The sequence below is a fragment of the Microbacterium sp. genome (assembly GCF_031179285.1).
In the GTDB taxonomy this organism is placed as follows: domain Bacteria; phylum Actinomycetota; class Actinomycetes; order Actinomycetales; family Microbacteriaceae; genus Microbacterium.
Map to the genome: position 1 here is coordinate 26,957 of NZ_JAPSHY010000002.1, position 15,388 is coordinate 42,344.

Sequence of the window (15,388 nt, forward strand, 5' to 3'; positions counted from 1 at the left end):
CGTCGTCTTGTGAGAACTGTCGAAGCGTTTCGCTTCAGCTTCTGCAGCGATGATAGGCACGTTGGACGGACAAGCGCAAGCCTTTTGTGGTTGCTCGCAACATATTGGGCGCACGCGCGGCGCAGGGCGGTCTGCCTGCGCCGGGAGAAAGGCGACGGAGTCTCGATGGGGGAGGGGATTCGAGACCCCGCCGCCGGCCTATGAGGCGATGCGGATCTCGGCGATGACCTCGCCGTATTCGGTCTCGCCGACCGGAGTGAAACCGACCCGGTGGAAGAAGGCCTCCGGGCCGCCGTCGCCGGCTTCATAGATCACGTTCACGTGATCTACGCCGCGCGTGCGCGCCTCGTCGATGAGGCTCTCCACGGCGAATCGTCCGACGCCGCGACCCTGGTCGTCGGCGTCGACGTTGATGCGCCACAGTACGGAGCGGAAATGCTCCTCCGGTGCCTCGGGATCGAAGTTCGCGCTGACGAAGCCGACTACCTCGTCGCCGTCGAGCACCACGCGCTGCCACGAGGTCTGGGGATTGATGACAGTCGCTGCGATGCCGTACGACACGGGCGCGAGGAACTGTTCCTGTCCGGGCTTGAGCGACAGGTTGTTCACGGCGACGATCGTCGCAGCGGAGAGTTCGACCACGCGCAGTTCGGACATGCTCCCAGGCTAACCCCTACCGGCGGTGCGCACACCCAAACGCCGTACATTACGACGGGCAGCGACATCGTCCCAAGCCGGGCGGCCCGGACGCTCACCCGGCGGACACTGCGGGACAGCGCCTCAGGTATCTTGGTATCGAGACAAATTGCCCCTGCGAACGGAGAACCTCCAGGTGACCGAAGACGCCATCATCTACACGTACACCGACGAGGCCCCCGCTCTCGCCACCGCCTCGCTGCTGCCGATCGTCAAGGCGTTCGCCGGCCAGGCCGGCATCGAGGTCCAGACCCGCGACATCTCGCTGGGCGGACGCATCCTCGCGGCATTCCCGCAGAAGCTCACTCCCGAGCAGCAGGTGAGCGATGCGCTCGCCGAGCTCGGCGGCCTCGCCACGCTTCCCGAAGCCAACATCATCAAGCTCCCGAACATCTCGGCATCCATCCCGCAGCTGAAGGCCGCGATCGCCGAGCTGCAGAAGCAGGGATACGACATCCCCGACTTCCCCGACGAGCCGACGACCCTCGAGGAGAAGGACACCCGGGCGCGCTACGACCGCATCAAGGGCTCGGCCGTCAACCCGGTGCTGCGCGAGGGCAACAGCGATCGCCGTGCTCCGCTCGCGGTGAAGAACTACGCCCGCAAGCACCCGCACCGCAACAAGGCGTTCCCCGAGGGATCGAAGACGCGCGTCGCCACGATGGGACACGACGACTTCAAGTCGAACGAGAAGTCCTGGGTGGCCGCGCACGACGACGTCCTCACCATCCGCCACATCGCGACGGACGGCACCGTCAGCACCCTCAAGGAGGGGCTGAAGGTGCTCCCGCGGGAGATCATCGACGCCACATTCCTGTCGGCGAAGGCACTGGACACCTTCCTCTCGGAGACGCTGCAGACGGCGAAAGCGGATGACCTGCTCTACTCCGTGCACCTCAAGGCGACGATGATGAAGGTCAGCGACCCGATCATCTTCGGCCATGTGGTCAAGGCGTTCTTCGCCGATGTCTTCACGCAGTACGGCGAGCAACTCGCAGCGGCCGGCCTCAGCGCCAACGACGGTCTCGGCTCCATCCTCACAGGTCTTGCCGACGTGGCAGACGGTGACCAGATCGCCGCCGCTTTCGACAGGGCGCTCGCCGAGGGTCCTCGTGTGTCGTACGTGAACTCGGACAAAGGCATCACCAACCTCCATGTGCCCAGCGACGTGATCGTCGACGCCTCGATGCCCGCGCTCATCCGCAACGGCGGCAAGCTGTGGGGTGCCGACGGCAGCGAGGACGACACCCTGGCCGTCATCCCGGACTCGTCGTACTCCGGTGTCTACCAGGCCGTGCTCGACGATGTGATCGCCAACGGGCCGCTGGACCCGGCGACGATCGGCACCGTACCGAACGTCGGATTGATGGCGCAGGCGGCCGAGGAGTACGGCAGCCATGACAAGACGTTCGAGATCGCGACCGCCGGTCGCGTCCAGATCGTCGACAGCGAGGACGTCGTGCTCATCGAGCACGAGGTGGAAGCCGGCGACATCTGGCGGGCCACGCAGACCAAGCACATCGCGGTGATGGACTGGGTCAAGCTCGCCGTCTCGCGAGCCCGCGCGACGGGGGCGCCTGCCGTGTTCTGGCTCGACGCGAACCGCTCGCACGACGCGCAGATCATCGCGAAGGTGCATCAGGGTCTGGCGCTGCTGGACACCCACGGGACCACCATCACGATCCTCGCCCCCGAGGAGGCCACGCGCTACACGCTCGCGCGTATGCGTCACGGCCTCGACACCATCTCGGTCACCGGCAACGTGCTGCGCGACTACCTCACCGACCTGTTCCCGATCCTCGAAGTCGGCACCAGCGCCAAGATGCTCTCCATCGTTCCACTCCTCGCGGGCGGCGGCCTGTTCGAGACCGGAGCCGGCGGATCCGCGCCCAAGCACGTGCAGCAGCTCGTGGAGCAGAACTACCTGCGGTGGGATTCGCTGGGCGAGTTCTTCGCGCTGGCGGCATCGCTGGAGCACTTCGCCGATCGCACCGGTAACGAGAAGGCGCGGGTGCTCGCAGAGACGCTGGATGCGGCGACCGGCACCTTCCTCGAGGAGGATCGCTCGCCGGGGCGCGCGCTCGGCACGATCGACAACCGAGGCAGCCACTTCTACCTCGGCTTGTACTGGGCACAGGAGCTCGCGGCGCAGACGAAGGATGCCGAGCTGGCCGCCGCGTTCGCGCCGGTCGCTTCCGCGCTAGCTGAGCGCGAGGAGACCATCGTCTCCGAGCTGAACGCGGTGCAGGGCGCACCGGTCGAGATCGGCGGCTATTACCGGCCCGATCCCGCACTCGTCACCGCGGCGATGCGGCCCTCCGCCACGCTGAACGGGATCATCGACGCGCTGGCCTGATCACGGCGCGAAAGAAGGGCGGATGCTTCAGCATCCGCCCTTCTTCGTGTCTGTCGTGGTGAGCTCAGCTCACGTGCGAACCTGGATCTCGAGGCCCTCCGGGGACCAGTCGTAGACGTACTTGGCGAGATCGATCGGCAGGTTGACGCAGCCGTGACTCATCTGACGGCCGTAGTTGTTGTGCCAGTAGGTTCCGTGGAAGCCGATGTTCGGGGCGAACCATGTGATCCACGGCACGTCCTCGGTGCAGTACGGAGCGCCCTCGAAGCAACCCATGTCCTGGATGCGCGTGTGCGCGAACACCTTGAAGTTTCCGGTGGGGGTCGGGGTCCCGGGGAGTCCTGTCGACACGGCGTAGGTCTGGACGACGTTGCCGTTCTCGATCAGATACGCGCGCTGCGAGCTGATGTCGATCTCGATGCGGCGCACGATGTTGACGGTCTCGAACGGGACCTCGGTGACGGAGAGCGCGAACACGCTCTCGCCCGCCTCGAGCTGAGCTGCGAAGTCGTCAGCGACCGCGGAGGTGTCGCCGAGGGTGCGGCCGCTGACACCGGCGGTCTCCGAGCGGAGGACGTTGCCCGCCGAGTCGACGATGTTGGTCGCGTTGACAGGGGCACGGTCGACGAGGCCGGGGAGTGTGTCCACCGTCGCCTGGATCACCTGCGGGTCGGCCTCGATGCGAAGCTGCCCGTCGTCGTTGACGACCGTCAGCCAGCTGGCGGCGACCGCGGGGGCGACGGGGACGGTGCGCTCCTCGCCGACATAGAAGCCGATCGTCGCGAGCATCGTGTTCAGCGTGCCCGCGGTCGTGGTCGCGTCGTCGTCCGATACCGCGGGGAGCGCCTCGGTGGGGTCTCCGGAGAACTCCAGGCTGCTCGCGCCCGCGGCGACGGCTTCGGCGATGGCGCCGGTCAGCTCGTCGACATCGATGGCGGTACCGGCCTGGCCCGGCGTGATCACGAACGACGCGGTGGCCTCGTCGAACACGACGCCCGCATCGACGGGGTCTTCGAAGCTCGTCGGCACGGCCGCGCGCAGCGCGCTCTCGGCTTTGGCCGGATCGAGGATGATCTCACCGGCGACCGGCTCACCCATCCACGCACCGAGGTTCCACAGCGGGTGCTCGGCGAAGGCCTTGTCGGCCAGCGCGGTCGCGTCGATGCTGGCACCGACGTCGGCACCGGTGAGCACGGTCCCGTCGCCTTCACCGGTGAGCGCGATCTCGGTGTTCGCGACGTGCGTGCGGATGACGTCGGCGGCGGCGCCCGGGGTGAGCCAGCCGACGTTGATCCCGGCGACCGTGGTGCCCGGGGCGATGAGGATCGCTGAGGCGGCTCCTGCGCCCAGCAGCACCACGCCGAGACCGAGGCTGATCCACAGGCCGAGACGCTTCTTCTTCGGCGCAGGCTCGATGGGTGCCCAGGCCAGCGGCTGATCGCCGCTCTGGGGCGGCTCGCCGTCGACGGGCGGGATCACCTCAGTGCGCGCGTCCGTCTGGCCGAGCGAGTCAGTCGTCTTCGGCGTTGCGATCAGATCGGTCACGCACATCACCCCCCGGTTACAAGAAACGTGTCCTTCTGCACTATGGTACGGGATCGCAGGTAACGGGGAGGCAACGGTCTGAAGGGGAGACCACCGCTGGGTGATCAGCCGATGACGGCGAGGCCGTCGATCTCGACGAGCATCTCCTCGCGGGGAAGACCCGTGAACACCGTGGTCCGCGACGGAAGCACGCCGCTGGTGGTGTGCGCCGTCACGAAAGCGCCGTAGGCCTCGTTCATGATGGCGAAGTCCTCGCGCTTGGTCAGGTAGACGCGCAGCATGACGACGTCGTCGAAGGTGGCACCGGATGCCTCGACGATGGCCTTCACGTTCTCGAGTGTCCGCGTAGTCTGGGCGGCCACATCGCCGGGGTACAGATACTCGTTCGTCTGCGGGTCGACCGGACCCTGGCCGGAGACCTGCACGATCGGGCCCTTGCGGATCCCCTGCGAGAAGGTGTGCGCGGGGGCGGGAGCGGCGTCGGTGGAAACTCGGGTCTTCGCAGTCATGATCCCAGCCTAGTAGCATTGTTAGATGCCTCTACAAATTCCGGATCCGGTGGCGACGTGCTTCTGAGTGCTGAGCAGGCAGGGGCGGGCCGGGTGAGGGTGTATCGCGGAGCAACAGTGGTCGACGGCACGGGGGCGTCACGGTATGTCGCCGACGTCGCCGTTGAGGGCGCGAGGATCGTCGCCGTCCTTCCCGAATCCAGCGACACCGTCGATCTCCTGGAGTTGCCTGCTGGCGCCGTCGAGGTGGACGCCACCGGGTTCGCGCTCGCTCCCGGTTTCATCGACATGCACGCGCACAGCGACCTGGCCGTGCTCGAGGGTGCACGGCACGACGCGAAGATCCTGCAGGGCGTCACGACCGAGGTCATCGCGCAGGACGGACTCGGCCTCGCACCGCTCGATGACGCCACCGCGGCAACGGTGACGAACACGGCGGTCCTCGTCCCGCAGGGAATCCTTCGCGCGATCGTCGTGGGGCACGAGAACCGTCCGGCGACCGGGGACGAGATCGCGGCGATGACGCAGCTGCTCGGCGAGGCGATGGACGCCGGCGCCTTCGGCATGTCGAGCGGTCTCGCCGAGACGCCGGCTATGTACGCCGGCGACGCCGAGCTCGAAGCCCTGTGCGCGGTGGTCGCCGAACGCGGCGGGTACTGGGCGCCGCACACGCACAGCGAGGGCGGTGCGGCGCTCGCGCTCGGCCGGGAGGCGCTGGAGATCGGACGCCGCACCGGGTGCCCCGTGCACCTCACGCACGCCACGATGAACGTCGCACCGGACCAGGATCGCGCATCCCTCGAAGAGGCGGTGCGTCTTCTTTCCGGCACCCCGGCAGAGCGGCTGGGGCTGCACCGCGGTGACAGGCCACGTGGCGTCATCCGTGCCGGGGCGGCGGCCGACCTCGTGCTCTTCGATCCCGAGACGATCACCGCAGGCGCGACGATCGAGTCTCGGCGTGAGGCGCCCGTCGGAATCGTGGAGGTGCTGATCGGGGGAGTGCCCGTCGTCGCCGACGGTGCCGTCACCGGCGCGACTCCGGGTGAGGTCCTGCGGATGCCACCTCCGGCGCATCGGGCGACGGTGCCCCGCATCGACGCCGTGATCGATGAGACCGCCTCCGGCTTCGAGTGGACGGCGCAGACCCCCGTCGTATCGTCGTCGACGGATGCCGGTCTGGCGGCGTCGATCGCGGCGCTGGGTGGCCCGGGCGACGCTGCCGCATCCGCCGCGCGCACGCCGTCGATCACGCTCGTCATCGACGAGCGAGTGGGGGATCCGGCGCGCGCCAGCGGTCGGGTCGCAGAGGAGGCGTTCCGTCTCGAGGTCGCTGCCGACGGCGTCGAGGTGAGGGGGGCGAGTGCGGCCGGGGTGTTCCGGGGTGCCACGGTCCTGCGCCAGCTGCGCCCGCCCGAGAGCGACGTCGCACGCATTCCCGCGGGAGTCTGGAGCGGGGCGCCCGCCTACGGCTGGCGCGGTGTGATGCTGGATGTCGCACGGCACTTCCGGCCGGCGGACGACGTACGCCGCCTTGTCGACCTGCTCGCGGATCACCACCTGAACGTGCTGCACCTGCACCTCAGCGACGACCAGGGGTGGCGGTTCGAGGTGCCCGGCTTCCCGAGGCTCACCGAGGTGGGTGCCCGCCGCGAGGCCACGCAGCTCGGGCACGGGCCGTCGGCCACCGTCGAACCGGGCGTGCACGCGGGGTACTACACCTCAGCCGAGTTGCGTGAGCTCGTGGCGTACGCGGCCGAACGCTTCGTGACGATCGTCCCCGAAGTGGAACTGCCCGGTCACGTGCAGGCCGCTCTGGCCGCCTATCCCGAACTCGGGAACACCGACGTCGCAGAGCCGGTGATGAGCCCGTGGGAGCGATTCGGAGTGAACCGGAGGACGCTCGCTCCGACCGAGGGATCGCTGGCGTTCGGACGCGCGGCGATCGACGCGCTGTGCGACCTGTTCGAGGCGCAGTGGATCGGGATCGGAGGCGACGAGGTACCGGTCACCGAGTGGGAGCAGAGCGCCGCGGCGGCGGAGCGGATGGGGAAGCTGGGGCTTTCCACCGCGCACGACGTGCAGCCGTGGTTCACCGCCCATTTCGTCGAGCACGTTCGTCGGCGAGGCCGCACCGCCCTCGCCTGGGACGAGGTGCTCGAGGGGGACGTACCCGACGGGGTGCAGATCCTGGCCTGGCGGGGACCCGTGGCGATGCGCGAGGCGCTGCGACGCGGCATCCCGGTCGTCGCATGCCCGGACATGGAGGCCTACCTCGACTATCCGCAGTCGGAGTCCGCAGAGGAGCCGATCCGCGTGGGTCCACCTCTGCCGATCGAACGCGCCTACTCGCTGCGCGTCGAGCCGGGCGCCGTCGGCGGCCAGGCGAACGTGTGGACCGAGCATCTGCCCACTCGGGATCGCGTCGACTTCGCGATGTTCCCCCGCCTCGCCGCCATCGCCGAACGGCTCTGGGAGGGCGGCGAACCGCCGCCCTTCGCTCAATTCGCTCGCCGTCTTCCCGTGCACCTGCGTCGGCTCGCCGTCGCCGGCGTCGCCTACCGTCCGCTCGACGGACCGACACCCGCACAGCGTCGGCCGGGTGTGCCGGGCAAGCCCCTCACACTCGAGGCGCGTGAAGAGATCGTGGCGAGGCTCGTTCAGCGGCTGGTGAAGCGGGCGGAGTCGTATGATGAGCACCGATCGCAGTGAGGTAACGTTTCGATAACCCTCCTCGCCGCTACCGTGGTCGGGGTTGCATAAATTTTGTTCGTAAGGTCTACTAACAAATATGTCCGCTTTGGATGAGCCGCGTCCCGCGCTGTCGTCAGATTACGCCGGCGCGAACACGCACGCCTTCGGGCCCGGTCGCCATCTCCGGTCCCGAGCCAAAGTGCTCCCCGAGCACGCTCGCGGGCACAACAGGGCTCTCGTCCTGCAGACGCTCTATCACTCGGGAGCCATGAGCCGCGCGGACCTTTCCCGGGAGACGGGATTGACCCGGGTCACGATCTCGGATCTCGTCGCCGAGTTCATCGCCGACGGCATCGTCATCGAGATGGGCATCCGCGAGACCGTCGGGCCGGGAAAGCCTCCCATCCTCATCGACATCGATCGAGTGGGGCACCAGATCATCGGCCTCGACCTCTCCGGACCCAACGTCTTCTCCGGTGCCGTATTGAGCCTCGATGGCGATGTGCTCGAGCGGCGAGAGGTCTCACGTCCCGATCTGCCGGGCACGGACGCCGCCTACGCCGCCACGCTCGAGCTCGCCAGAAGCCTCGTCGCCGCGTCGAGTCAGCCGCTGCTGGGAGTAGGGATCGGCACGCCGGGAGTCGTCCGGCCGGACGGCGTCGTGCTGAGCTCGCCGAACCTCGGGTGGACGAATTTCCCCCTCGAGGCGAAGCTCGGCGTCGACCTCGACCTGCCGGTCCTCGCTCGCAATGACGCGAACGCCGCCGTCCTCGCGGAGTACACCTTCGGCGAAGCGAAGGCCGACTTCATGCTCATCAAGATCGGCAAGGGCGTCGGCGCGGGTCTCATCACCAGCAGCCAGCCGCTGCTGGGCAGCCGGTTCGCCGCGGGCGAGATCGGTCACGTCGTGGTCGGCACCGACGGGGGTCCCCGCTGCGCGTGCGGGAAGGAAGGCTGTCTCGAGGCATGGCTCAGCGTGAGCCGGCTGCGCGCGGCCGTCGAGTCCGCACCGGAGGAGCGCTCGGAGATCCTGCGCGATGCCGGCACCCGCATGGCGATCGCGATCGCCCCGATCGTCGCCGCGCTGGATCTGTCAGAGGTGGTGCTGTCGGGCCCCGCAGATCTGCTGGACGGCATCCTCATCGACGCGGCGATCGAGACCCTCCACGCCAGGACGCTCGAGGGAGTCTTCGAAGACGTCCTCGTCCGCCGCACGCACCAGGACGACATCGTGCTCCGCGGCGCTGCGGTGATGGTGCTCTCCGGTCAGCTGGGAGTGTCATGACACATCAGACCCCGACCGTCCGGACCGCGCGTATCGGCACTGTCCGATGACCGTGATCCAGAACGCCGGCCTCGACAGCCGGCAGGTTCGAGTCGGCCTGGATGTCGGCGGCACCAAGATCGATGCCGTCGCCGTCTCCGAGGCGGGGGAGATCCTCGGGCGCCTGCGTCGGCCCACCGGCTGGGGCGAGGATGCGGTGGTCACGAGCATCGTCGACGCCGTCACCTCGCTGGCGGACGAGGTGGGCTACCCGATGGGCGATGTGCGCTCGGTCGGCGTGGGCATCCCGGGACTGGTGGATGCCGAGACAGGACGAGTGCTGCATGCGGTCAACCTCGGGGTCGAGTCGCTCGACCTGGCGGCCCGGGCCCAGGACGTCATCGGAGTGCCGTTCCGGGTCGAGAACGACGTCAAGGCCGCGGCCCTCGGCGCCGCCGTGCTGAGCGGCGCCGCCGGCTCGATGGCGTATCTCAACCTCGGCACCGGGGTCGCCGCCGGAATCGTCATCGACGGCACCATCTGGCGCGGTTCCCGAGGCACGGCCGGCGAGGTCGGGCACATCTCCGTCGACCCGAACGGGCGACTCTGCGGCTGTGGGCAGCGCGGCTGCATCGAGACCTTCTGCGGCGGAGGCGCACTCGCGCGCGCCTGGGGCCGCCCGGGAGCGCTGCCGATTCTGGACATCTTCGAGGCGGCCGACGAGGGCGACCTTCAGGCCTCGGCGCTGCGCGCCGACCTGTTCCACGGCGCAGCCGCCGCCGTGCGGATACTCGTGCTCTCCGCCGATGTCGAGACCGTGATTATCGGCGGCGGGATCACCGCGCTCGGTGCGTCGCTCGAGAACGGCATCCGCGCAGCGCTCCTGGCGGATGCCGACACGTCGCCGTTCATGCGCTCACTGCAACTCGATGCCAGAATCGAACTGCTCCCCGTCGGGTCCCCAGCGGCGGCATTCGGTGCCGCTGTGGTCGGCGCTTCCGCCTCAGAGAAGGAGATCGTGGCCCATGGCTGAAGTCGTCATCGTCGAGAACGCCGAGGCGGCGGGCGCACTGGTCGCCCAGGAGATCGTCGAGCTCCTCGACGCGCGAGCCGACGCTGTGCTCGGACTTGCGACCGGATCGACGCCGCTCGCGGTCTACAAGGCACTGCGCACCCGGCTCGCGGGCCGCGATGTCTCGCAGGTGCGCGGCTTCGCCCTCGACGAGTACGTGGGCCTCGACCCCGCCCACCCCGAGAGCTACCGGTCCGTCATCACCCGGGAGGTCGTCGAGCCGCTCGGCCTGGACCCTGAGCGCATCCACGTGCCCAACGGCCGATCAGAGACGATCCAGCGCGCCGGAGACGAGTACGAAGCGGCGATCGAGGCGGCAGGTGGCGTGGACCTGCAGATCCTCGGCATCGGCACGGACGGCCACATCGGGTTCAACGAGCCGGGGTCGTCCTTCGCATCGCAGACCCGGGTGAAGACGCTGACCGAGCAGACCCGCGAAGACAACGCGCGGTTCTTCGACTCCATCGACGACGTTCCGAGACACTGCATCACTCAGGGCCTGGGGACGATCCTTCGCGCGCGCCACCTGGTGCTGCTCGCCTTCGGCGAGGGTAAGGCGCAGGCGATCGCGGATGCGGTCGAGGGGCCGCTCTCCGCGATCCTGCCGGGCTCGGCGATCCAGCTGCACCCGCACGCGACGGTGGTCGTCGACGAGGCGGCGGCTTCCCGCCTGAAGCTCGCGGACTATTACCGCTACACGTACGCGAACAAGCCGTCGTGGCAGGGGATCTGAACGCGCTCAGGTGCCCTGGGCGCGCAGCTCCGGCCAGGCGAGCGGCAGCAGGTGCTCGAGGCTGAGCGGAGCCAGCGGCAGCGTCGGCACATCCGCGGGCGAGATCCAGCGCAGCTCGGCGAGTTCGGCCTGCACCCGCACCGAGGCCGGGTCGATCGTGGCGGCGAAGGCGGCCGCGACGACACGGTGACCCGGTTCGTTCGCCGCCGCCGAGACGAAGGTGCCGAGGGGCGTCAGCTTGCGCTCGTCGAGGCGGATGCCGAGCTCTTCCTCCAGCTCTCTCACCAGGGTCTGCGCGGCCGACTCACCGGGCTCGGGCTTGCCGCCCGGCTGCATGAAACGGGTCGTGTCGTGTTTGCGCACGACGAGCACACGCCGGTCTTCGTCGACGATGACGGCGGCGCTCACGTGGATGTCAGGCATCGACCGGGAACACCTTGCCCGGGTTGAGGATGCCGAGCGGGTCGAACGCTCTGGTGATCCGCCGCTGGAGCTCCCACTGGTCTTCACCGAGTTCGTCCGCCAGCCATCGCTGTTTGAGCGTGCCGATGCCATGCTCGCCGGTAAGGGTGCCGCCGAGGGCGATGGCGGCGCGGAACAGCTCGTCGGCTGCCGCCCAGACGTGAGCGGGGGCCTCCGCGCCCTGGAAGATGAAGTTCGGGTGCAGATTGCCGTCGCCGGCGTGGGCGACGGTCGGGATGCTCATCCCATAGGCCTGCTCGATGCGGGCGATCTCGTCGAACATCGCCGGCATCGCGCTGCGGGGCACCGAGACGTCTTCGATGAGCGTGGTCCCGAGGGTGGCCATCGCGGGGTGCATGGAGCGCCGGATGGCGAGCAGCCGCTCACCCGCTTCCGGGTCGTCAGACAGGGCTGTCTGACCGCCGAGGCCGCGAAGGATCTGGGCGATCGCCTCCGCTTCGACGACCGCGGCGGGCCCGTCGGTCTGGATGGTGAGCTGAGCCGCGCCCTCCGGCGGCGCAGGCAGCGCGAGGAAGGCGTGGACCGCGGCGAGGCTGGCGGCATCCATCAGCTCCATGATCGCCGGCTGGATGCCTGCGGCCGTGACGGCGGCGGACGCGGCTGCGGCGGCACCGACCCCGGGGAAGGACGCCGTGATCGTGCAGGTCGTGCCCACGACGAGACGCCGGAGCTTCAGCGTCGCGCCGACCACGACGCCGAGCGTGCCCTCGGACCCGATCACGAGCGAGGTGAGGTCGAGCCCGGTGACGCCCTTGACGCTTCGGTGGCCGAGTCGGAGAAGGCGCCCGTCCGCGAGCACCAGGTCGACGCCGAGGACGGCGTCTCGCACGACGCCGTATTTGGCGCAGAGCAGCCCGCCGGCGCCGGTGGCGATGTTGCCGCCAACCGTCGAGATCGCGCGACTGGCGGGGTCGGGTGCCCACCAGAGGCCGTGCTCGCGCAGGATGTCATTGAGGTCGGCGTTGAGGATTCCGGGTTCCACGACGGCGAGGAGGTCGTCCGGGCGGATCTCTCTCACCGCTGTCATGCGCAGTGTGGACAGGACGACCTCGCCGGCGCCGGCGTTCGCGGCACCGGCGAGTCCCGTGCCCGCGCCGCGCACCACGACGGGCGTTCGCGTGGCGGTGGCGATGCGCATGGTCTGCTGCACATGCTCGACGGTCTCGGCGTGCACGACGGCGATCGGGTGGCCGGCGGCGGCGTGGCCGGAGCGGTCGGCGCGCGCGGATTCGAGCGACCCCGCGTTCGTGTCGACGATCCCGCCGAGCGCGGCCCTGAGCTCTTCGAGTGCGCTCATGCGAGTGCGCGACGGCCGGCCGCGAGGCCGGCGCCGATGGCCACGACAGCGAACGCGGAGCCGATGAGGCCCTGATCCATCGACCACCAGGCGATGGTGACGCCGGCGTAGATGAGCAGTTCGACCGCGGCCCGCAGGAAGGGATGCAGTTGAAGAACGGGGCGTGGAGACAGGAAGAGCGCCCAGACCAGCAGCACGATCAGCGGTGTCCCGATGCCGAGGATCACGTTCCACGGCAGGGACCAGGAGGCGAAACCCCACAGCGCGAGCGACGCGATGGCGATGACCAGGACGATCACGCGGACGATGTCGAGAGCGGCCACTGCGGGGCGATCGACGCCCGGTACTGGTGTGGAATCCTGGGGCATGCTCCCAGTCTATTCGGCGGGGACCGGCGCCTCTGTCGCGGAGAGCGGGTCACTCGCCGCGGCATCTGTGACGGGCTCGGCGGTGCTCGGCTCGGGGGCGGCGGCTTCCGGCTGAACCGGAGCCACCGGCGGAGCCGGTGCCGGGGGTGCGGGAGCCGGTGCCGATGGTGCGGGAGCCGGTGCCGATGGTGCGGGAGCGGAAGGGGTCGACGCTGTCTGTGGGCTCTGAAGTGCCGCCTCGTCGACGGTCGGAGCCTCTGCGACAGCAGCATCGACGGGCTGCTCGGCAGCGGGCTCGCCGCCGGGTTGCTCGACCGGCACCTCGCCGGCGGGCGGCTCTTCGGGTCCGCCGCAGGCGATGCCCGTCGGATCGGCCAGCTCCCAGATCCCGCGAGGTTCGGTGGGGGGTCCGGTGAGGAGCGTTCCGTCGGCCGCCGTCAGGGTGTATTGGAACGACACCCGGACGTTCAGCAGCAGCTGCAGGAAGGTGGGTCGGAGATCGACGAGGCCGGTTCCGGTCGCGTCCAGGACGGCTCCGGTGGTCCCGGCCGTCGTGCCTCCGAGCAGCGCTTGCACGGTGGCACCCGGGGCGCCCTTCACCTGCACCCAGTAGTGGGTGGTGGCGATCAGGATGTCGTTGGCCTCCATGACACAGGTGACCTCGGCCGAGACGACCTCTGGGATGCCTTCAGGCAGGCCGGGCTCCGGCTCGGGTTCCGGCTTCGGCACCGGGTCGACGGGCAGCATCGGCAGTACCGGAGCGATCACGGGTATCGTCGGCGCAGCGACCGTCGGGCCGGTCTGCTGCACTGTCGGCACGTCGACAGGCGGTGCTGGCTCCTCGGGCACGGGCTGCGGGATCGGTGCGGGGTCTTCGATGACGAGTGGCGCGTCGAGTGACATCGCCTCGTCGGGGCCGACTTCGGAGGTGATCGCAGCGGCGCCCTGCTCGCCGGCGCTGGGCAGGGAGGCGACGGGGGCCGTGCCGGCGAGGCTGGGGACGATCGCTGCTGCGGCGACGACTCCGGCGACGACGAGAGCTGCGGAACCGGCGCCCACCAGGGCGCCCACTCCGCTGAGGATGCCGCCGGAACCGATACCTCCGCCACCGCCCGCCGAGCCTGCGCTGCCCGATGAGCCGTTGGAGGCCGACGAGGCCCCGCCGTCGCCCATGACGACCGCGCCGTCGCAAACGCTCGAGGGCATAGCGGCAAGAGCGACGATGGGCGTCCCGCCGCCCTGGATCGTGGCCAGGTAACCCGCAGCACCGGTGACTCCGAGCACCAGAGGAAGCAGCACGAGGGCGAGACGCGTCGAGACGTCCTTCGCCTCGGCGGCGACGATCATGCACCGGGCGCACTCATCGAGGTGCTGTTCGAGGCGCTTGTGGTCCCGGGTGCCGAGGTTGCCTCGCGCATAGGCGCCGAGGTGCTCGATCGCCCACTGGCAGTCCGAGCCCGGTTCGGCGCTGCGCAGGTGCGCCTGGATCCAGGCCTCGCGCAGGCCCTCGCGGGCGCGGAAGGCGAGCTGCGAGACCGCGCCGGCCTTCATGCCGAGCAGAGGCGCCACTTCCTGCGGCTTCATCTGCTCGATCTCTGTGTACCACAGCACTTCCTGCCACCGCGAGGGCAGACTGCGGAACGCTTGGGCCGTGAGGCTCCGATCCAGCGCCTCATTGGCGGCCTGTTCGGTGCTGTCGGGGTCGGCGACGCTGTCGAGTTCGTCGATGGCGGTCTCGCGTCGCGATCGACCCCAGGCCGCAGCGGTGTTGCGGATGCTGGTGAACAGGTACGCACGGAATGAGCCGTTGGGGCCGGCGCCCTTGAGGATGGCCTGATAGATGCGCGTGTACGCCTCCTGCACCAGGTCGTCAGGGTCGATGGACGACGTGACGGACCGCGCGACCGAGAGACCCGCCGGATAATGTCGCCGCCAGAGTTCGCCGAAGGCCTCCGAGTCGCCCGAGCGGGCCCGGAGGATCAGATCGGCATCGGCGATCGGTTCGTCGTGAGAAGTGTTGTCGATATGCACAATCATCCATCTGTCGCGAAGGTGGGTGCACCCTCACGTGAAGAGACGCGTGAACAGGATCCTCATCACGCGTCTTTCCCATTCTCCCTCGAATCTCGCAGCCTGGCCACCCCTGTGCAGAACTCCCGCGGACACGGGTGCCGAGGGAAATCCAGAAGTCGCGTAATGAATCGCGGATGCCGTCGTCTCATCCCATAGAGACAGCCATCGCGACTCCACCGGGGGGCGGAGTCGTGGCGCTGGTGCGGGGGGATCTGCACCGGCTGGGCGGGCTCGGGAACCTCGGGGGAGGAGTTCCCGGGCCCCCCGCTCTGCTCGGGGGATTCGAGGTCGCCGATCTGGG

General features: G+C 69.2%; 12 protein-coding genes. 5 read left to right on the forward strand and 7 right to left on the reverse strand.

Annotation, left to right across the window (positions count from 1 at the left end; genetic code table 11):
* Window positions 1–198 precede the first annotated feature (198 nt).
* On the reverse strand, window positions 199–657 hold the full coding sequence (locus tag RIN18_RS01365) for a GNAT family N-acetyltransferase (protein ID WP_309102144.1): 459 nt from the start codon (window positions 655–657) through the stop codon (window positions 199–201).
* A gap of 175 nt (window positions 658–832) precedes the next feature.
* Between RIN18_RS01365 and RIN18_RS01370 the strand changes: the two genes are divergently transcribed.
* The gene (locus tag RIN18_RS01370; RefSeq protein ID WP_309102145.1) at window positions 833–3,052 is read left to right on the forward strand and encodes an NADP-dependent isocitrate dehydrogenase; all 2,220 of its coding nucleotides are present in this window, start codon (window positions 833–835) and stop codon (window positions 3,050–3,052) included.
* A gap of 69 nt (window positions 3,053–3,121) precedes the next feature.
* Here RIN18_RS01370 and RIN18_RS01375 read toward each other — a convergent pair whose 3' ends face one another.
* Both RIN18_RS01375 and RIN18_RS01380 read right to left on the reverse strand, forming a co-directional pair.
* Window positions 3,122–4,597, reverse strand: coding sequence for a L,D-transpeptidase (locus tag RIN18_RS01375; RefSeq protein ID WP_309102146.1), 1,476 nt, complete (start codon window positions 4,595–4,597; stop codon window positions 3,122–3,124).
* A 104-nt stretch (window positions 4,598–4,701) separates the two neighbouring features.
* On the reverse strand, window positions 4,702–5,106 hold the full coding sequence (locus RIN18_RS01380) for a RidA family protein (RefSeq protein WP_309102147.1): 405 nt from the start codon (window positions 5,104–5,106) through the stop codon (window positions 4,702–4,704).
* A 57-nt stretch (window positions 5,107–5,163) separates the two neighbouring features.
* Here RIN18_RS01380 and RIN18_RS01385 point away from each other — a divergent pair, with 57 nt between their 5' ends.
* From RIN18_RS01385 to nagB, 4 genes are all read left to right on the forward strand, one after another.
* Window positions 5,164–7,815 (forward strand): family 20 glycosylhydrolase, encoded by a 2,652-nt coding sequence (locus tag RIN18_RS01385; RefSeq protein ID WP_309102148.1) that lies wholly within the window; start codon window positions 5,164–5,166, stop codon window positions 7,813–7,815.
* A 79-nt stretch (window positions 7,816–7,894) separates the two neighbouring features.
* Window positions 7,895–9,082 (forward strand): ROK family transcriptional regulator, encoded by a 1,188-nt coding sequence (locus RIN18_RS01390; RefSeq protein WP_309102149.1) that lies wholly within the window; start codon window positions 7,895–7,897, stop codon window positions 9,080–9,082.
* 46 nt (window positions 9,083–9,128) lie between these two features.
* Window positions 9,129–10,094: an ROK family protein gene (locus RIN18_RS01395; RefSeq protein WP_309102150.1), complete on the forward strand. Its 966-nt coding sequence runs from the start codon at window positions 9,129–9,131 to the stop codon at window positions 10,092–10,094.
* Window positions 10,087–10,866: a glucosamine-6-phosphate deaminase gene (gene nagB, locus RIN18_RS01400; protein ID WP_309102151.1), complete on the forward strand. Its 780-nt coding sequence runs from the start codon at window positions 10,087–10,089 to the stop codon at window positions 10,864–10,866. The genes RIN18_RS01395 and nagB overlap by 8 nt, the downstream gene beginning before the upstream one ends.
* 6 nt (window positions 10,867–10,872) lie before the next feature.
* Here the strand turns inward: nagB and RIN18_RS01405 are convergent, their stop codons facing one another.
* From RIN18_RS01405 to RIN18_RS01420, 4 genes are read right to left on the reverse strand one after another with little or no spacing between them, the layout of a single operon-like run.
* Window positions 10,873–11,289, reverse strand: coding sequence for an NUDIX domain-containing protein (locus RIN18_RS01405; protein ID WP_309102152.1), 417 nt, complete (start codon window positions 11,287–11,289; stop codon window positions 10,873–10,875).
* Window positions 11,282–12,646: an FAD-linked oxidase C-terminal domain-containing protein gene (locus RIN18_RS01410; protein ID WP_309102153.1), complete on the reverse strand. Its 1,365-nt coding sequence runs from the start codon at window positions 12,644–12,646 to the stop codon at window positions 11,282–11,284. The genes RIN18_RS01405 and RIN18_RS01410 overlap by 8 nt, the downstream gene beginning before the upstream one ends.
* Window positions 12,643–13,014, reverse strand: a complete 372-nt coding sequence (locus RIN18_RS01415; protein ID WP_309102154.1) for a YrdB family protein — start codon at window positions 13,012–13,014, stop codon at window positions 12,643–12,645. The genes RIN18_RS01410 and RIN18_RS01415 overlap by 4 nt, the downstream gene beginning before the upstream one ends.
* A 9-nt stretch (window positions 13,015–13,023) precedes the next feature.
* Window positions 13,024–15,051 (reverse strand): sigma-70 family RNA polymerase sigma factor, encoded by a 2,028-nt coding sequence (locus RIN18_RS01420; protein ID WP_309102155.1) that lies wholly within the window; start codon window positions 15,049–15,051, stop codon window positions 13,024–13,026.
* Between the last annotated feature and the right edge of the window lie 337 nt (window positions 15,052–15,388).